At 74.8% G+C, this 21,420-nt stretch carries 1 protein-coding gene; it reads left to right on the forward strand.

Annotation, left to right across the window (positions count from 1 at the left end; genetic code table 11):
- Positions 1-59: 59 nt before the first annotated feature.
- Complete coding sequence (locus KKZ08_RS36295; RefSeq protein WP_223779334.1) at positions 60-21,338, forward strand: non-ribosomal peptide synthase/polyketide synthase; 21,279 nt, start codon at positions 60-62, stop codon at positions 21,336-21,338.
- Positions 21,339-21,420: the final 82 nt, after the last annotated feature.

The raw sequence follows: 21,420 nt of genomic DNA on the forward strand, positions 1-21,420 counted from the left end.
CCGCACGACGGCCCTCCCGGCCCTCCCGGCGGGACCGTGCCGAGGCCCTGCCCGAGGAGATGCGGGAAGCGCTGCGGCGGCGGCTCGCCGGTCGGGCGGCCGGTGGTGCCGCTCCGGCCGCCCGGCAGGGCATCCCGCGGGCCGACCGGGACCGCCCGCTGCCGCTCTCCTTCGCGCAGCAGCGGCTGTGGTTCCTGGACCAGCTGCGGCCCGGCGACGCCCGCTACAACAGCGCGGTAGCCCTCCGCCTCACGGGCGCGCCCGATCAGGAGGCACTGGGCGCGGCCCTGACCGCCGTCGTGGCCCGGCACGAGGCGCTGCGCACCACCTTCGAGGAGACCGATGGCCGCCCGGTGCAGCGCGTGCATCCCGCGGGGCCGGTGCCGCTGCCGGTCCGCGACGCCGGTGACCTCGACAAGGACCTCCTCGCGGAGTACTCCCGGCCCTTCGACCTGCGGGGCGGCCCGCTGCTCCGTGCCCTGCTGCTGCGCGAGTCCGCGACCTCCCACGTCCTGCTGCTGACGGCTCATCACATCGTCACGGACGGCTGGTCGATGGGCATCGTCCTGGACGAGCTGTGCACGGCCTACGACGCCCTCGCGCATGGCACCGAACCCGCCCTGCCGCCGGTGGCCACGCAGTACCCCGACTTCGCGGTGTGGCAGCGCGCCCGCCTCTCGGGCGCCCACCTCGAAGGCGAACTCGACCACTGGAGAGGGCGGTTGACCGGGGCGGTCGCGCCCGAGCTGCCCCTGGACCGGCCGCGGCGCGGCGAGGAGGCGGGTGAGGGCGCCGTGAGCACCTTCGCCGTCCCGGCCCGCCTGACCGCGCGCCTGCGCGACCTCGCGAGGGAGCAGCACACCACCCTGCACACCGCCCTGGTCGCCGCCGCCCAGGCCCTGCTGGCCCGCTGGTCCGGCCAGGACGACATCACCGTCGGCTCCCTCACACCCGGCCGCTCCCGCACCGACCTCGAACGCACCGTCGGATTCTTCGTGAACACCGTCGTGCTGCGCACCCCCGTGGACGCGTCCGGTTCCTTCCGCGAACTCCTCGCCCGAGCGGCCGAGACGGTGGGCGACGCCTTCGCCCACGGCGACACCCCGTTCGAACGGATCGTGGAGGCGGTGGGCGCGCCCCGCGAGGCCGGCCGCAACCCGCTGTTCGACGTGCTGGTCCTGCTGCACCCCGACCCGCCGGCCGCGACCGCCCCGCGCGGACTCGCCACCACCCCGGTCACCGTGCCCCGGCACGCGGCCACCTTCGACCTGAGCGTCGAGTTCGTACCGGACGGGGACGGCCTGGCCGGGCTCCTGGAGTACCGCACCGACCTGTTCGACGCGGCCACGGCCGAGCGGATGGCCGGACAGCTGCTACGCCTCCTTGAGGGCGCCTGCGCCGAGCCGGACCGGGCGCTGGGCAGCCTGCCCCTGCTCTCCGAGGAGGAGACCCGCCGCCTCGTCCACGACTGGAACCCCGCCGCGCTCCCCGCCACGGACACCACTTACCCCGAGCTGTTCGAACGCCGGGTGGCGGAGGCCCCCGACGCCCTCGCGCTCGTCGCGGGCGGCGAACGCCTCGACTACGCCACGCTCAACGCCCGCGCCAACCGGCTCGCCCACCACCTGATCGCCCGCGGCGCAGGACCCGAACGGCTGGTCGCCCTGCGGCTGCCGCGCACCGCCGACATGATCGTCGCGATCCTCGCCGTCTGGAAGTCCGGCGCGGGCTACCTCCCACTGGACCCGGCCCTGCCCGAGGAACGGATCCGCTACCTGCTGGACGACGCCCGCCCGGCCCTGGTCCTGGACGAGTCGGCTCTGCGTGCCGTGCCTATGGCCGCCCCGGACGTCGACCCCACCAACACCGACCGACACGCCCCCCTACTGGCGGACCACACCGCGTACGTCATCTACACCTCCGGCTCCACCGGCCGCCCCAAGGGCGTCGCCGTCGCCCACCGTGCGGCCGTGCACCTGCTGGCCGCCCACCGTGCCGGGTTCGTCGCCGAGGCGGGTGGCGGGCCGCTGCGGGTCGCGCTCACCGCGTCGTTCTCCTTCGACACCTCCCTCGAAGGCGTTCTCCTCATGGCCGACGGCCACCCGCTGCACCTGGTCGACGAGACCACCCGGATGGACCCGGCCGCGCTGGTCGAGTACGTCGTCGAACACCGCATCGACTTCCTCGACGTCACCCCGTCCTACCTGCGGCAACTGCTGCCCGCCGGACTGCTCACCGACCCCCGGCACCACCCCCGCGTCCTCATGCTCGGCGGGGAGGCGATCGGCCCCGCGCTCTGGCGCGAGCTGGCCGCCCACCCGGACGTGACCGCCCACAACTTCTACGGCCCCACCGAGTGCACGGTCGACGCGCTGTCCTGCCGTATCGACGGCGGAGACCGCCCGCTGGTGGGCCGCCCGCTGCCCGGAGTCCGGGCGTACGTACTCGACGACCGGCTCCGGCCGGTGCCACCCGGCGTCGGCGGCGAGCTGTACCTCGCGGGCGCACAGCTCGCCCGCGGTTACGCCGGAAGGCCGGGGCTGACCGCCGCCCGCTTCCTGCCCGACCCGTTCGGCGGGCCAGGGGAGCGGATGTACCGCACCGGCGACCTGGCCCGCTGGACCGCCGACGGCCGCCTGGACTACCTCGGGCGCGCCGACGACCAGGTCAAGGTGCGCGGCCACCGCATCGAGCCCGGCGAGATCGAGGCCGCCCTGCTCGCGCTGCCCGCCGTCACCGCAGCCGCGGTCGTCGCCCTGCCCGACCCGCACGGCCACGCACGTCTCGCCGCCTACGTCGTCCCGGCACCCGGCGCGCCCCGGCCCGCCCCCGCCGACCTGCGGGCGGCCCTGCGCGAGGTGCTGCCCGACGCCCTGGTGCCGTCCTCCTTCACCTCCCTTGACGCGCTGCCGCTGACCACCAGCGGCAAGCTGGACCGCCGCGCCCTGCCGACGCCGGAAAACACCGCAGAGGAGCGGGAGTGCATCGCCCCGCGCACACCCGACGAGGAGACCCTGGCCGGTATCTGGGCCGAGGTACTCGGGCTCGCCCGGGTGGGTGTCACGGACAACTTCTTCGAGCTGGGCGGCGACTCGATCCTGAGCATCCAGGCCGTCTCCCGCGCCCGCGCCGCGGGCCTGCACATCGGCTCGCAGGACGTCTTCCGCCACCAGACGGTCGCCGACCTGGCCGCCGCCGCGTCCCGCCGCACCACCGCCGTGCCCGCGCCGCGCCGCCCGCACGAGGACGGGCCCGCCCCGCTCACCCCCGTCCAGGAGTGGTTCTTCGCTACCCATGGGCCGCTGCGGCACTTCGCCATGTCGATGCTGCTCGACCTGCCGTACGACCTCGACGAACAGGCCCTGGACCGGGCGCTGCACGCCGTGGTGGCCCAACACCCGGCCCTGCGCACCCGCTTCACCTCCGCCGACGGCGCCTGGCGGCAGCACCCCGGCACCGGCCCGGCGACCGGCCTGCTCACCCGCCATGACCCCGGAACCCCGCCCGCCGAGGCCGCCGAAGCGGCCCGCGCCGCCCTGGACCCGGCGACCGGGGCCCTGCTGCGCGCTGCCCTGCTGGGCGGCGGGGAACGGCCGCAACTGTTCCTCACCGCCCACCACTTGGCGGTCGACAGCGTCTCCTGGCGCGTACTGCTCACCGACCTCGAACACGCATACCGGCAGGCGGCGGCCGGTGAGGACCCCCTCCCGGAGCCCGAGCACACCCCCTTCGCCGACTGGGCGCGGACCCTGACCGAACGGGTCCAGGCCGGCGGCCTCGACGACGACCTGCCCCACTGGACGCAGGAGGTGCAGGCGCCGCGCACCCCGCTCCCCGTCGACCTGCCCGGCACCCCGCTCGCCGGATCCGTGCGCACCGTCCGTACGCGCGTGGACCGGGACACCACCGAGGCCCTGCTGCGACGGGTGCCGGGCGCGTACCGCACCCAGGTCAACGACGTGCTGCTCAGCGCGCTCGGCCGGGTGCTCGCCGACTGGACGGGCGCCGACCGGGTGACCGTCGCCCTGGAGGGTCACGGCCGGGAAGAGGAACTGGACGAGGGTGCCGACCTGTCCCGTACGGTCGGCTGGTTCACCACCCAGTACCCCGTCACCCTCACCCCGGCCGGACCGGACGACTGGGGCACCACCCTCAAATCCGTCAAGGAACGGCTGCGCGCCGTGCCCCGCCGCGGCCTCGGCTACCAGGCGCTCGGCCACCTCGGCTCGCCCCGACCCGAGGCCCGCGCACTCGGTCAACTGCCCCTGCCCGACGTGTGCTTCACCTACCACGGCCAGTGGGAGGCGCCCGCCGGCGGCGACTTCGCGCCCGTCGCCGACGTACCCGGCCGGGACATGGACCCCGACGCGCCGCTGGACCACCTCCTCGACGTGTCCGCCCTGGTGACCGACGGTGAACTGGAGATCACCTGGCACTACAGCGACCAGGTGCACCGCGAGGACACCGTCCGGGACCTGGCCACGGGCATGGCACGGGCGCTCACCGCCATCACCGAGCACTGCGCCCGACCCGGCGCGGGCGGACGTACGCCCTCCGACTTCCCGCTGGCCCGCCTCGACCAGGCCGGTGTGGACCGGCTCGCCGGTGACGGCCGCGACGGCTGTCACGTCGATGATCTGCTGCCGCTCACCCCGCTCCAGGAAGGCATGCTCTTCCACCGGCTGGTCGGCGGCGACGACGACGTGTACGTGGACCAGGCCGCGCTGCTCCTCGAGGGCGTGAGCGACCCGGACGCCCTCGCCCTGGCCTGGCAGCGGGTCACCGACCGCACTCCTGCCCTGCGCACCTCGGTGGTGTGGGAGGGCGTCCCGGTGCCGCTCCAGGTCGTGCACCGCCGCGTCGAGGTGCCCGTCACTCAACTGGACTGGCGCGAACTGGACGCGGTGGAGCGCGCCGAACGCCTTGACCGGCTGCGCGGCGACGACCTCGCCCGTGGCCTCGACCTCGGCACGGCACCCCTGATGCGGCTCACCCTCGTCCGGCTCCCGGATGCCCGGCTGCACCTGCTGTGGACCTCCCACCACCTCATCCTGGACGGCTGGAGCCTCGCCCAGGTGCTCACCGAGGTTTCCGAGGAGTACGCGGCGCTCACCACCGGCACCGAGCCCCGGCCGCCGGCGCGCCGGCCGTTCGGCGACTACGTGCGCTGGCTGGCCGGCCAGGACACCGAGGCCGCCCACGCGCACTGGCGGACCGTGCTCGACGGGTTCGCGACCCCCACCCCGCTGCCCGTCGACCGCGTCCGGCGCCCCGGTCACGAGACCCGGTCCGCCGACGTACACACGTGTGCGCTGTCCGACGACGTCTCCGACCGCCTCGCCCACACCGCCCGGTCGGCCGGGCTCACCCTCGGCACCGTGGTGCAGGGCGCCTGGGCGCTGCTGCTGTCCCGCTACGCCGCCGAACCGGACGTGCTCTTCGGGACCACCGTCTCCGGGCGGCCCGACGACCTGCCCGGCGCCGAGTCGATGGTGGGCATGTTCATCAACACCCTGCCCACCCGCGTCCGCGTGGACGGCGGCCGTACCGCTGCCGCCTGGCTGAGGGACCTCCAGGAGGAACAGGCGCAGGCACGGCGGTTCGCGGCGGTGTCCCTCGCCGAGCTGACCGCGCTGAGCGACGTACCGGCGGGCTCCGCTCTCTTCGACAGCATGGTGGCCTTCGAGAACTACCCCTTCGACGAGGCGCGTTCGGCCACGACCGGGATACGCCTGGCCGACGTCTCCTCACGCGACGCCACCAACTTCCCGTTGGTGCTGCGGGCCTACCAGGGCGAGCGGTTCGGGTTCGACCTCGCCTACGACCCGGTGCTGTTCGACGCCACGACCGTTCGCGCCCTCGCCGACCGGCTCTGCCTGCTGCTCACCGAGCTTGCCGACGACCCCGGCCGGCCCGTGCGCTCCCTCGCCCTCACCACCGCCGAGGAGCGGCGGCGGCTGCTCACCGAGTGGAACGGCACCGAGGAGGGCAGGCCCGCCGACACGCTGGACGCGCTGTTCGCCGCCCAGGCCGCCCGCACTCCCGATGCCGAGGCGCTCACCTGCGGCGACGAACGGCTCGACTACGCCACCCTGGACGCACGGGCGGGCCGTCTCGCCCACCGCCTCGCCGAACTGGGCGCCGGGCCCGAGACGTTCGTCGCCCTCGCGCTGCCCCGCTCCGCCGACCTCGTCGTGGCCGTCCTCGCCGTCCTCAAGACCGGCGCCGCGTACCTGCCCATCGATCCCCGGCTGCCCGCGGAGCGCGTCCGGCACATGCTCGCCGACGCCGGGCCGGTCGCGCTGGTCACCACCCGGCAGACCACGGTGGCCGACCCGGACGTCTCCCGTCTGCTCCTGGACGACCCGGAGGTGCGCGCAGACCTGGCCCGCCGCCCGGCCACCGGCCCGGCCGGTCGCGCGCTGCCCGACAGTCCCGCCTACGCCATCTACACCTCCGGTTCCACCGGCCACCCCAAGGGCGTGGTCGTCCCGCACGCCAACGTGATCCGGCTGTTCACCCGCACCCGGCACTGGTTCGGCTTCGGAGCCGATGACGTGTGGACGCTGTTCCACTCGTACGCGTTCGACTTCTCGGTGTGGGAGCTGTGGGGGCCGCTGCTGCACGGCGGCCGGCTCGTGATCGTCCCCGAGGACACCGCCCGCTCGCCGGAGGACTTCCTGCGCCTGCTCGCCGACGAGCGGGTCACCGTCCTCAACCAGACACCGTCAGCGTTCTACCCGCTGATCCGTGCCGACGCCGAACTCCGCGACGTCGGCGACCGGTTGGCGCTGCGCACGGTCATCTTCGGCGGCGAGGCACTGGATGTGGGCAGACTCGCCGACTGGTACGCCCGCCACCCGGACACCGCGCCCCGCCTGGTGAACATGTACGGCATCACCGAGACCACCGTGCACGTCACCTACGCGGGCCTGGACAGCGGCCTGACCACCCGCTCCGGTGCCGCCGCCAGCCCCATCGGCACCGGGATACCCGACCTGCGGCTCTACGTCCTGGACGACACCCTCCAGCCGGTGCCGCCGGGCGCCGTGGGCGAACTGTTCGTGGCCGGTGAGGGGTTGGCGCGCGGCTACCTGAACCGGCCCGGACTGACCGCGACGCGCTTCCTCGCCGATCCCTTCGGTCGGCCGGGCACGCGCATGTACCGCACGGGGGACCAGGCCCGCTGGCGGTCCGACGGCACCCTGGAGTACCTGGGCCGCGCCGACCAGCAGGTCAAGATCCGCGGCTACCGCATCGAACCCGGCGAGATCGAGGCCGCCCTGCACCGCCACCCCGGCGTCGGCGCGGCCGCCGTCGGTGTATACGAGGACGCGGCCGGCACCCGCCGGCTCGTCGCCCACGTCGTGGGCATCGGACCTGGGACTGACGCCGACGCTGGAACGGGAACCGGCCATGGGGCTGGCGCCGGCACCAGGACAGGCGCTGGCACCGGCACAGGGTCAGGCACCGGAGCAGGCACTGGCACTGGTGCCGGACCAGGTACTGGGACCGGCGCTGGCGCTGGGACCGAAATTGGCACTGGCATCGGAGCAGGCGCTGACATCGGCGCTGGCACTAGTACTGGTACTGGTACTGGCACCGGTATTAGCACCGGTGCTGGCACCAGCACCGGAGCAGGCACAGGCGCTCGCACCGGGGCAGCCACCGGCACCGGCACCGGCATGGGAGCAGCCACCGGCACCGGCACCGGACCAGGCGCTGGCACCGGTACTGGCGCCGGACCAGGTACTGGGGCCAGCACTGGCACTGCGGCTGGCACCAGTATTAGCACCGGCGCTGGCACCAGCACCGGAGCAGGCACAGACGCTCGCACCGGAGCAGACACCGACACAGGCGCAGGCACCGAAGCAGACACCGGCACCGGCACACACACCGGAGCAGGCACAGATACCGCAACCCGCACCGGGAAGCCCGCCGCCCCTCCGTCCGCCGCCGAACTCCGCGCGCACCTCGAAGGGCTGCTGCCCGCGCACATGATCCCGGCCGCCTACGTGCCGATGGACGCGCTGCCGCTCACCGCCAACGGCAAGCTCGACCGGCGCGCCCTGCCCGCGCCCGGCCCCGACGGCTTCGCAGCCGAGGGCACGCGGACCGTACCGCGCACCCCCGCCGAGCGGCTCGTCGCCGCCGCGTGGGCGGACGTACTGGACACCGACGAGGTCGGCGCCGACGACGACTTCTTCGCCCTCGGCGGCGACTCCATCCTCGCCGTCCGCGTCACCTCCCGGCTGCGCGCCGCCTTCGGCACGGACGTCTCGCCCCGGCTGCTGTTCACCCACTCCACGCTCCGCGACCTCGCCGCCGCCCTCGGTGAACCGGGCGGCGCGGACACCGCCGACGTCATTCCGGCCACCGCCCCGGACACCCCGGCGCCCCTGTCGTACGCCCAGCAACGCCTGTGGTTCCTCGACCGGTTCGAGCCGGGCAGCACGGAGTTCACGACCCTGTCCGTGCTGCGGCTGCGCGGCCCGCTGGACCATGCAGCCCTGCGTACCGCCCTGGACGGCCTGGTCGCGCGGCACGAGGCGCTGCGCACCACGTTCGCCGAGTACGACGGCCAGGCCAGGCAGCTCGTCCACCCGCCCCAGCCCGTCGACCTGCCGGTGAGGGACCTGCCGGACGACGCCGCTCTGGACGTCCTCGTGGGTCAGGTCGCCGCCGCCCCCTTCGACCTGGCCACCGGGCCCCTGCTCCGGGCCCACCTGGCACGCTTCACCCCCGACGAGCACGTCCTCGTCCTGGCCGTGCACCACATCGTCACCGACGGCTGGTCCATCGGCGTACTGGCCCGTGACCTCGGCGAGTTGTATGCCGCCGCCCTGGAGGACCGCCGCCCGGAGCTGCCCGCGCTCCCCGTCCGCTACAGCGACTACGCGGCCTGGCAGCGCTCCCGCGCCGACCGCGCCGAGGCCGAACTCGCCTACTGGCGGCAGGCTTTGGACGGCGTGACCCCGCTGGAACTGCCCACCGACCGGCCGCGCCCGGCCGTCCGCACCCGCGACGGCGCCCTTCTGACCTTCACCCTGCCCGCCGCGCTCACCGAGCGGCTGCGCGAACGGGCACGGGAGGCCGACGCCACCCTCTACATGACGCTGGTGACGGCCTGCCAGACCCTGCTCGCCCGGTGGGCGGGGCAGGAGGACGTCACCGTCGGCACCGTCACCGCAGGGCGCGAGCGGTCCGAACTGCATGACCTGGTCGGCATGTTCGTCAACACCCTGGTGCTGCGGGCCCGGATCCGTCCCGGCGTGCCCTTCCGGGAGCTGCTCGCCGAGGTGCGCGACACCGTCCTGGACGCGTTCGCCCACCAAGAGGTGCCCTTCGAGCGCGTGGTGGACGCCGTCCAACCCGAACGGGACACCAGCCGCACCCCGCTGTTCCAGGTCATGGTCGCCCTGCACAACCTCGGCGCCGAACCGCCCCGGCTGCCCGGCCTGACGGCGGAGCCGGTCACCCCGCCGGTGCGCACCGCGACGTACGACCTCGCCTTCGACTTCGTGGAGGGTGAGGACGGACTCACCGGCCACCTGGAGTACAACACCGGCCTGTTCGACACCGACACCGCCGAACGCCTCGCCGCCCGACTGCGCATCCTGCTTGAGGCCGCCGCCGAGGACCCGGGGCAGAGCGCGGACCGGCTGCCGCTGATGACCGACGACGAGCGGCAGCACGTACTGCGCCAGGGCGAGGGCATCCGCCTGCCCGAGCCGGACACCACCTTCCCCGCCCTGTTCGAGGCCCAGGCCACCCGCACCCCGGACCACACCGCCCTGGCCGCCCGCGACACCACCCTGGACTTCGCCGCCCTGAACCGGCGCGCCAACCGGCTCGCCCACCACCTCATCGCCCAGGGCGCGGGGCCCGAAGACGTGGTCGCCGTCCGGCTGCCCCGCACCAGTGACCTGATGGTGGCCGTGCTCGCCGTCCTCAAGGCGGGCGCCACCCTGCTCTGCCTGGACCCCGAACTCCCCGCCGAACGGCAGGACTTCCTCCTCGCCGACGCCCGCCCGCACACCCTGCTGGCCGACCTCGACGTGGTGTCCTGGGACCGGCTGCCCGCCCACGACCCGGCCGACGCCGACCGCGTCCGGCCCCTGCTGCCGGCGAACACCGCCTACATCATCTACACCTCCGGCTCCACCGGCCGCCCCAAGGGCGTCGCCGTCGAACACCGCCACCTGGTCAACCTCTGCCATGACCACCGCGCGGGCCTGCTCGCCCCGCACACCGCCGACGGGCAGCGGCTGCGGGCCGCGCTCAGCGCCTCCTTCTCCTTCGACACCTCCTGGGAAGGACCGCTGCTCCTCGCCCTCGGCCACGAGGTCCACCTCATCGACGAGGACGTACGCCTGGACCCGCACGCATTCTGCGCCCACGTCGCCGAACACCGGCTCGACCTGGTCAACGTCACCCCGTCCTACCTGCGCGAACTCACCTCCTCCGGGCTGCTCGCCGCCGACCGCCACCGCCCGCGCCTGCTGCTCGTCGGCGGCGAGGCCGTCCCCCCCGCCGGGTGGCGCGACCTCGTACGCGCCGAACAGGACCTCGGCGTGGCGGTGTACAACATGTACGGGCCCACCGAGACCACCGTCGACGCCGTCTACGGCCGCTGCGCCGACCAGCCGGACCGCCCGGTCATCGGCAGTCCCGGCGGCAACCTGCGCGCCTACCTCCTCGACGCCGCCCTGAGTCCGGTGCCGCCCGGCACGCCCGGCGAGCTGTACCTGGCCGGGGCGCAGGTGGCCCGCGGCTATCTGAACCGGCCAGGACTCACCGCCGCCCGCTTCCTCGCCGACCCGTTCGGGGCGCCCGGCGAGCGGATGTACCGCACCGGCGACCGGGCCCGCTGGGGCCGGGACGGGCTCCTTGAGTTCCTGGGCCGGGTGGACGAGCAGGTCAAGATCCGCGGGTTCCGCATCGAACCCGGCGAGGTGGAGGCCGCCCTCCTGGACCATCCGGACGTCGCCGACGCCGCGGTCGCCGCCCGCGAGAACGCGGGGCGCCTCATGCTCGTCGGATACGTCGTGCCCGCCGCCGACCGCGTCCCGTCCGCCGACGCCCTGCGCCTCGCACTGCGCCGCACCCTGCCCGACCACATGGTGCCCGCCGCCTTCGTCCCGCTGACCCGCATCCCGCGCACCACCAGCGGCAAGACGGACCGGCGCGCCCTGCCCGCCCCGCCCGCGCAGCCCGACAGCGGAACGCCCTACGTCGCTCCACGGGCCGGTACGGAGGAACGTCTTGCCGCGATCTGGGCGGAGGTGCTCGGCGTCGAACGCGTCGGCGCCCGCGACAACTTCTTCGCGCTCGGCGGCGACTCCATCCTGAGCATCCAGATCGTCTCCCGCGCCCGGCAGGCCGGCCTTGTCCTCGCCACCAAGGACGTCTTCCGCCACCAGACGGTCGCCGAACTCGCCCTGTGCGTACGGGAGTCCACCCCGAGGCGGGAGGTGGCCGAGGAGCCGGCCGAGGCGCCGCTCACCCCGATCCAGCACTGGTACCTGGACGGCCGCGCACCCGGGCAGCGGCTCCGGTTCACCATGACCCAGCGCCTCGAACTCGCCCCGGACGCCACCGACATGACACTCCGGGCCGCCACCGACGCCCTCGTACGCCACCACGCCGCCCTGCGCACCAGGTTCCGCCACACCGCCGACGGCTGGCGCCAGGACGTGCTGCCCGAGGCGCCGGACGGCGTCTTCACCCGGCACGACGTGGCCGGCCTCGACGACGCGGCGCTGGAGGGAGAGGTCCAGCGGCTGACGGACGAGGCGCAGGCCGCCCTCGACCCCACCGCCGGGCGGGTCGTCCGCATCCTGTTCTTCGACCGTGGCCCGGGGCGGCCCGGGCAACTGGTCGTCACGGCGCACCACTTGGTCATCGACGGCGTCTCCTGGCGCGTCCTGCTGGCCGACCTGGAGACCGCCCACCGGGCGGCGGCGGCCGGACGACCCGTGGAACTGCCTGTTATCGGCACGTCCTACGGCCACTGGGCCACCCGGCTCGACCGGCACACCCGCTCCGGCGCACTCGAGGCCGACCTGCCGTACTGGACACGCACCGGCACGGCACCGGCCGCCCTGCCCGCGGGCCGAACCGGCCCGAACACCCACGGCACCGCCGCCACCCTCACGGTCACCCTGGACGAGCGGACCACCGACGCCCTGCTGCGCGAGGTCCCCCCGACCTACCGCACCCAGGTCAACGACGTCCTGCTCAGCGCCCTCGGCCGCACCCTGGCCCGCTGGTGCGGACGCGACACCGTCCTGCTCGGCGTCGAGGGCCACGGCCGGGAGGAACTGTTCGCGGACGTGGACCTGTCGCGGACCGTCGGCTGGTTCACCGCCGAGTTCCCGCTCGCCCTGCGCGTCGCCCCGGACGACGGCTGGCACGACACGCTCCGCTCGGTGAAGGAACAGCTGCGCGCGGTACCGCTGCACGGCCTGAGCCACGGCGCGCTGCGCCATCTCGTACCCGGCAGCCCGCTCGCCACGGCCCCGGCCCCGCAGGTCGGCTTCAACTACCACGGCCAATGGGACACGGATGCCGCCGGTGGTCTGTTGCGCGGCGCCCTGCCTCCGGCCGGCCGGGACACCGACCCCGACGAGCCCCGGCCCTACCTGCTGGACATCACCGGCGTCGTCCAGGAAGGCCGGCTCGAACTCGGCTGGACGTACCCCGCCGCCGTCTACGACCAGACCACCGTCCAGCGGCTCGCCGAGGACATGCTCACGGCCCTGCGGGACATCGTGGCGCACTGCGCCCGCCCCGAGGCGGGCGGCCGCACACCCTCCGACTTCCCCCTCGCCGAACTGAGCCAGGAGCAGCTCGACCGGCTCCTCGGCGCCGGCCGGCACGCCGAGGACGTCCTGCCGCTCACCCCGCTCCAGTCCGGCATGCTCTTCCACGGCCTCGTGGACACCGAGCACGCCTACTTCGACCGCACGGCCGTACGACTGTCCGGCGTCGCCGACCCGCAGGCCTTCGCCGTCGCCTGGCAGCAGGTCGCCGACCGCACCCCGGCCCTGCGCACCAGCGTCCACTGGCACGGCCTGCCGCACCCGGTCCAGGTCGTCCACCGCCACGCGGAACTGCCCGTCCGCCACCTCGACTGGCGTGCGCTCACCCCAGCCCAGCGCACCGAGGCCACCGAACGGCTGCTCGCCGAGGACCGCGCCGCCGGGATGGACCTCGGCACGGCGCCGCTCACCCGGCTCACCCTGGTCGCGCTGCCCGGCGACGAGGTGCTCCTTGTCTGGTCCACCCACCACATCGTCCTCGACGGCTGGAGCACCGGGCAGCTGCTCACCGAGGTGTGCGAACGCTACGCCGCGCTCACCGGCGGTCCCGACCAGGCGCCTCCGCTGCGGCGGCCCTTCGCGGACTTCCTGCACTGGCTGCGCGAGCAGGACGAGACGGCGGCTGAGCGGCACTGGGCCGACGCCCTCGGCGGGTTCACCGCGCGGACCCCGCTGCCGTACGACCGCACGCCCGCCGAAGCCCACCGCGCCCGCTCCGCCGCGGCCGTCCATCAGGAGCTGGACGCCGGGGTCTCGCGGCGGCTGCGGGAGAGCGCCGCCCGCGCCGGAGTGACCGTCAACACGGTGGTGGAGGGCGCCTGGGCGCTGCTCCTCGCGCGCTCCGGCGGACGCGACAACGTGGTCTTCGGCACCACCGTCTCCGGCCGCCCGGCCGAACTGCCCGGTGTCGAGAGCATGATCGGCATGTTCATCAACACGGTGCCGACGCGGGTCCGCGTCACCGCCGGGCCGGTGCTGGCGTGGCTGCGCGACCTCCAGGAACGGCAGAGCGACGCCCGCCGCTTCGACTTCCTCGCCCTGCCCCGCATCCAGGCCGTGAGCGAAGTCCCTTCCGGCGAGGCGCTGTTCGACAGCATGGTGGTGTTCGAGAACTATCCCGTGGACGAGTCGGCGACGGCACGCACCGGCGTCCGGGTCGAGGAGGTGCGCGCCGACGACGCCACCACCTTCCCCTGGTGCCTCCGCGCCCACCTGGCTGAACGGCTCGGCTTCGACCTGGCCTACGATCCCGACCTGTTCGACACCGCCACCGCGGAACGCGCCGCGGACCGGCTGGCCCAACTGCTCACCGCCCTCGCCGAGGGGTTCGACAGCGACCTGGCCGACCTGGACGTGCTCGCTCCCGCCGACCGCGAGCTGCTGACCGCCTGGAACACCACCGCCCGCCGGACCGCGCCGCGCAGCCCCGTCGACCTGTTCACCGAGCAGGCCCGGCGCACCCCGGACGCGCCCGCCGTCCACGAGGGCGGCCACGTCCTGACGTATGCTCAACTCCACGACTGGGCAAGCTCGCTGGCCGACCAACTGCGCGCAGTCGGACTGGCTCCCGAGGACCGTGTGGCGCTGCTCCTCGACCGCTCCGCCGAACTGGTCGTCGCCCAGCTCGCGGTGCTCATGGCCGGCGGCGCCTACGTACCCATCGACACCCGCGCCCCCGAGGAGCGCCGCCGCACCCTGCTCACCCAGGCGGGCGCGACCCACCGGCTCACCGCCACGGAGGTGGCGGCGGCCCGCACCGGGACGACGGAGCCGCTGACCTCCGTAGACTTCGACCGGCCGACGCCCGGCACGGGAGCTGTACAGGAACCGATACCGCCCGCGCGGTCAGGCCAGGCGGCGAGCGCGGCACCGGACGCGGACGGGGCGACGCCCGCCCCCGGGCCCACGGTCCGTCAGGCACCACCGTCACAGCCCGCCGAAGCGGAGTCTCCGGCCTCTGCGGGTCCCGATTCGTCGGCGTTCGACCCCGAGAGGCCTGGGCGTCAGGCGCCGCTCGCAGGTCCCGCAGGGGTGGAGCCTCCGGCTTCTGCGGGTCCCGATCCGTCGGCGTTCGACCCCGAGACCTCCGCGCGTCAGGCGCCGCCTTCACGCCCCGCAGGGGCTCAACCGCTTACCTCTGCGGGTTCCGGTCGGGCGGCGCGCGACACCGGGGCCACGGAGCCGTTCGCACAGCCCACCGGGGCGGAGCCCGCGCCGTCCGTCGACCCCGACCGGCTCGCCTACGTGATGTTCACCTCCGGATCCACCGGGCTGCCCAAAGCGGTCGCGGTGCGGCACCGGGACGTCGCGGCGCTGGGCACCGACAGTCGGTTCGCCGGCGGGGTGTGCGACCGGGTCCTGCTGCACTCGCCCGTCGCGTTCGACGCCGCCACCTTCGAGGTGTGGGCGCCGCTCCTCAACGGCGGCTGCGTGGTCGTGGCCCCGGGCGGCGGTGTCGACGCGGCCTCGCTGCGCCGGCTCGTCGCCGACGGCGGACTGACCGCGCTGTGGCTGACCGCCGGGCTGTTCCGGCTGCTCGCCCAGGACGCGCCCGACTGCTTCCGCGGCCTCGCCCAGGTGTGGACCGGCGGCGACGTCGTACCGGCACAGGCCGTGCGTCGGGTGCTCGACGCCTGCCCCGGCCTGACCGTCGTGGACGGCTACGGACCCACCGAGGCCACCACCTTCGCGACCTCCTTCGCCCTCAGCGACCCGGCGGCAGTCCCGGACACGATCCCCATCGGACAGCCGCTGGACGACATGCGGGCGCTGATCCTCGACGCCCGGCTGCGGCCCGTACCGCCGGGCTGCCCGGGCGAGTTGTACCTGGCCGGCGAAGGCGTCGCCCGGGGCTACCTGGGCCGCCCCGGCGACACGGCCGCCCGCTTCCTCGCCGACCCGCTGGGCCCTCCCGGCACCCGTATGTACCGCACGGGCGACCTGGCCCGGCGGCGCCCGGACGGCAACGTCGAGTTCCTCGGCCGCGCCGACGACCAGGTGAAGATCCGCGGCTTCCGGGTGGAGCCCGGCGAGGTCGAAGCCGCGCTCGCCGCCCACCCGGACGTCGCCGACGTGGCCGTCCTGGCCCGCGAGGACCGCCCCGGCGCCAAGCGGCTCGTCGCCTACGTCGTCGGACCGGCCGGACAGGACGGCGAGGAACTACGGGAGTTCGCCGCCCGCACCCTGCCCGACTACCTCGTCCCCACCACCGTCGTCCCGCTCGCCGCGCTGCCGCTGAGCCGCAACGGCAAGGTCGACCGGGCCGCCCTGCCCGCGCCGGACGTCGTCCCGGGCCGCGAGCGGGTCGAACCCCGCACCGAAGCGGAGCGCCGCACGGCGGACGTCTTCGGCGAGGTACTGGGCAGCGAACCGCCCGGTGTGGAGGACGACTTCTTCCGGCTCGGCGGCGACTCGATCCTCAGCATCCGGCTCGCCTCCCGCCTCGCCGAGGCCTTCGACACGGACGTCACACCGCGCGCGGTCTTCACCCATCCGACACCGGCCGCCCTGGCCCGCCTCCTCGGCGAGCAGCATGGTGCCGGCCGCCCGGCGCTCGTTCCGGTCGCCCGCGACGCGGTCGCGCCGATGTCGCACGCGCAGCAACGCCTGTGGTTCCTGCACGAGTTCGAGCCCGGCGGCGCCGAGTACGTCACCGCGCTCGCCCTGCGGCTGCGCGGCACCCTCGACACCGACGCGCTGCGCGCCGCCCTCGGCGCCGTGGTCGCCCGGCACGAGTCGCTGCGCACCACCTTCGACAGCGTCGACGGACACGGCATCCAGCGAGTCCACCCGCCCCACGACGTGCCGCTGCCCGCGCACGACCTGTCCCGACTCGGCGTGGCCGAGCGGGAACCCGTCGTGCGCCGCCTGCTCGCCGAGGAACGTATCCGCCCCTTCGACCTGCGCGAGGGCCCACTGCTGCGCGCCGGCCTGCTCCGGCTCGCCGAGGGCGACCACGTACTCACCCTCGTCCTGCACCACATCGTCACCGACGGCTGGTCCACCTCCGTCCTGCTCGGCGACCTCGCGCACTTCTATCGCGCAGAACTCGGGGCAGCTACGGCCGAGTTGGCGCCGCTGCCGGTGCAGTACGCCGACTACGCCCACTGGCAGCGCACCACCGGCGACACCGACGCCGCCGAGCACCTCGCCTACTGGAAGGAGCAACTGGCCGACACCGCACCGCTCGAGCTGCCCACCGACCGGCCCCGGCCACCGGTGCGCACCAGCGCCGGTGCCACCACCCGCCTTGTGGTGCCCGCCACGACCGCCCGGCGGCTCACCCGGATCGCCCGGGACCACGGCACCACCCTGTTCACCACGCTCGTGGCCGCCGCCCAGAGCTACCTCGCCCGGATCTCCGGCAGCGAGGACATCACCGTCGGCACCGTCAACGCCGGCCGCGACCGGCCCGAGACGCAGGCCCTCGTCGGCTTCTTCGTCAACACCCTGGTGCTGCGCTCCCAGGCGGAAGCCGACCGACCGTTCACCGCGTTCCTCGGCGACGTACGGCAGACCGTCCTGGACGCCTTCGCCCACCAGAACGTGCCGTTCGAACGGGTCGTGGACGAGGTGCAGCCCGTCCGCGACACCAGCCGCAGCCCGCTCTTCCAGGTCATGGTCGTCCTCCAGAACACCCCGGCCGTCGCCCTAGACCTGCCCGGCCTGGACGTCACCGACGTAGAACCGGAGTCGGAGCAGGCCGCGTTCGACCTCACCCTGGAGTTCGCCGAGACCGACTCCGGTGAGCTGCACGCCCTGCTCACCTACAACACCGACCTGTTCGACGCGGCCACGGCCGAACGGATGGCGGGACAGCTCGGCACCCTGCTGCACGCCGTCGCCGATGACCCCTGCCGCCCCCTCGGCGCGCTGCCGCTGGCCTCCGACGACGAGCGGGAGAACCTCCTGCTCCAGGGCCGGGGCACCTTCCGCCCGGTGCCCGAAGCCACCCTGCCCGCCCTGTTCGAACGGCAGGCGGCCCGTACCCCGGACGCCGTGGCGCTGATCGACGGCGACCGGGAGCTGACGTACGCCGACGTGGACCGGGCCGCCAACCGGCTGGCCCACCGGCTCGTCCGGGACGGCGTCGGACCCGAGCGCGTCGTGGCCCTCGCGCTGCCGCGCTCGGCGACGGCCGTGGTGGCGCAACTCGCCGTCGCCAAGGCCGGCGGGGCCTTCCTGCCCGTGGACCCCGATTATCCGCCGCAGCGGCGGGAGTTCATGGTCCGGGACGCGGGCGCCCACCTGGTCCTCGACGACTCGGCCGAGGTGTGGTCCGCCACCGGGCCGGAGACGGCGCTCACGGACGCCGACCGCACCACCGCGCTCACTCCCGCCCACCCCGCCTACGTCATCTACACCTCCGGTTCCACCGGCACACCCAAGGGCGTCGTGGTCACCCACCGGGGCCTCGCCTCCTTCGCCGAGGCGGCCGCCGAACAGTACGCGGCGGGCCCCGGCGACCGGGTGCTCCAGTTCGCCTCCCCGAGCTTCGACGCGTCCGTGCTCGAACTGTGCGTCTCGCTGCTCAGCGGGGCCGCGCTTGTGACGGGCGAGGAAGGGCCGTTGGTGGGGGAGCGGCTGGCGGAGGTGCTCGCCGAGCGGCGCGTCAGCCATACGCTGATTCCGCCGGCGGCGCTGGCCACGCTGCCGCCGGAGACCGCCGCCGCGCTGCCCCACCTGCGTACCCTCATCGTCGGTGCCGAGGCCTGCCCGGCGGACCTCGTCGACACCTGGGCCCCCGGCCGCCGCATGGTCAACTCCTACGGCCCCACCGAGGCCACCGTCGTCGCCACCTGGACCGGTCCGCTGACCCCGGGCACGGGCACCCCGACCATCGGCCGCCCGTCCGGCAGCACCCGCGTGTACGTACTCGACGCCGCCCTGCGTCCCGTACCGCCCGGCGTGACCGGCGAGCTGTACGTCGCGGGGCCCGGCCTCGCCCGCGGCTACCTGGGCCGGCCGGAACTCACCGCCCAGCGGTTCCTGCCCGACCCGTTCGGCGCGCCGGGGGAGCGGATGTACCGCACCGGGGACCTGGTCCGCTGGACCGCCGACGGCCGACTGCGGTTCGCGGGCCGCGCCGACGACCAGGTCAAGCTGCGCGGCTTCCGGATCGAGCCCGGAGAGATCGAGAGCGCGCTGCGGCGCAGCCCGCTGGTGCGGGACGCGGTGGTGGTCGTCCGCGAGGGGGAGGGACCCGACGCACCGTCCCGGCTCGTCGCCTACGTCGTACCAACACAGCCGTCCACCTCCGACGCCGCCCGCCCCGAAGCGTCCGGGGCAGGTTCCTCGGGCACGGATCCGGCTGGGGCTGGCTCCTCGGGCACGGAACCGACCGGGGTCGGCTCCCCGGGTACGGAACCGACCGGGGTCGGCCTCTCGGGCACCGAGCCGTCCGAGGCCGGTTCCACGGGCCCCGAGCCGTCCGAAACCGGCGCCCTCGGCGCGGAACCGTCTGGGACCGGCTCCTCGGGCACGGAGTCGACCGAGGCTTGCTCCGCGGGCACAGAGCCGTCCGGGACCGGCTCCCCGGGCGCGGAACCGACCGGGGTCAGCTCCACGGGCATCGAACCACCCGCAGCCGACGCCCCCGGCACGGAGCCCCGCGCGGCCGGCGCCCCCGGCACCGAACCCCCCGCAGCCGGCGCCCCCGGCACCGAACCCCCCGCAACCGACCCCTCAGGCACCGAACCGCCCGGGCCGACCGCGCTGCCCCTCGGAGAACTCCGCCTGCATCTCGCCAAGTCGCTGCCCCCGCACATGGTGCCGTCCGTCTTCGTGCCGCTCGACCGGCTGCCGCTCACCCCGAACGGCAAGATTGACCGGCGGGCCCTGCCCGCACCCGGGCCGACCCAGGCCGTGGACGGACCGAGGACCGCGCCGCGCACCGACACCGAACGCCGTATCGCCCGCATCTGGGCCGACGTGCTCGGCATCGACGAGGTCGGCGCCGACGACAACTTCTTCGCGCTCGGCGGCGACTCCATCCTGAGCATGCAGGTCGTCTCCCGGCTGCGCCGCGACGGACTGCACGTGGCGACCCGGGACCTGTTCATGCACCAGACCGTCGCCGAACTCGCCACCGTGGTCCGCACCGCGCCCCGCCGCTCCGCCGACGGCCCGGTGACCGGCGAGGTGCCGCTCACCCCGATCCAGGAGTGGTTCCTGACCACACCCCGTACCGCCCACCACCACTTCAACCAGTCGGCGCTCCTCGAACTCGACGACCACCCCGACCCGCAGGCGCTGAGCACCGCGCTCGACGCCCTGCTCGAGCACCACGACGCCCTGCGCATGCGCTTCACCCAAGGCGAGCACGGCTGGCGGCAGTTCAACCCGCCGCCCGTCGAGGGCGGCGGCGCCGACATCCTCGTACGGCACGACCTGACCGGTCTGTCTGCCGGGGGCGCCGACGCGGCGATGGCGAAGGCCGCCGACGAGCTTCACGCGAGCTTCGACCTGGCCGGCGGCCCGCAACTGCGGGCGGCCCTGTTCACCGGGGACCCGGACCGGCCCGCGTACCTCCTGCTCGTCGCCCACCACCTGGTGGTGGACGCCGTCTCCTGGCGCGTCCTGCGCGACGACCTGGAGACCGCCTACCGACAGGCCGTCCAAGGCGATCCGGTCGCGCTCGGCGAGCGCGGCACCAGCTTCCGTGAATGGTCCCGCCGCCTGGCCGCACACGTCGCCGAGGGCGGTCTCGACCACGAACTGTCGCACTGGGAGCGGACGGTGGGCGCCGAGCCCGCCGCCGCGGACCCGGCCGCCGCGGACCCGGCCGCCGCGGACCCGGCCGCCGCGACCGGGGACGCACCGGCCGCCACGGTGAGCGTGGAGCTGGACGAGGACGACACCACGGCCCTGCTGCGCTCCGCGCCCACCGCCTACCGCACCCGGGTCAACGACGTACTGCTCGCCGCTCTCGCCCTCGCGCTGGCCCGCTGGACCGGCCACGACCGGGTACGCCTGGACCTGGAGGGCCACGGCAGGGAGGACCTGCTCGACGGCGTCGACCTCTCGCGCACCGTCGGCTGGTTCACCACCGTCTACCCGGTCGCCGTACAGGTGCCCGATCCAGGCAACCTCGGCCCGGACCGCGACTGGCGGTCCCTGGTGAAGTCGGTCCGCCGCCAGCTGCGCGCCGTGCCCGGCAACGGCATCGGCTACGGCGCCCTGCGCACCTTCGGCCCGCCCGAGGTCCGCGAACGCCTCGGCGCCCAGGCCCACAGCCAGGTGGTGTTCAACTACCTCGGCCAGTGGGACGCCCGCCCCGAAACGGCGGACGGCGGCCTGATCCGCGCCGAACACGGCTCCTTCGGACAGGACCACGACCCGAGGGACCACGGCTCGCACCCCGTGGAGGTGGTGGGCGCGGTGCAGCACGGCCGGCTCGCCTTCACCTGGCACCACCGGCCGGGCCTGCACGACACGGCGGCCGTGCGCAGGGCGGCCGAGGACTTCGCCGAGGCCCTGCGCCACCTCGCCCGGCACGCCCGGGGAGGCCGGTGACGACACCCCGCCTCCGCGAGGCACCGCCGTCCCGGCGGACCGCCCGGCACGGCCCTCGCGCACCCCGCGCCCCGACCGCCCA

This window comes from Streptomyces sp. 135 (assembly GCF_020026305.1).
GTDB lineage: Bacteria > Actinomycetota > Actinomycetes > Streptomycetales > Streptomycetaceae > Streptomyces.

Bases quoted from the DNA above. Each gene is read 5' to 3' on its own strand.
- KKZ08_RS36295 (WP_223779334.1), top strand. From the start codon at position 60: ATGCGGGAAGCGCTGCGGCGGCGGCTCGCCGGTCGGGCGGCCGGTGGT.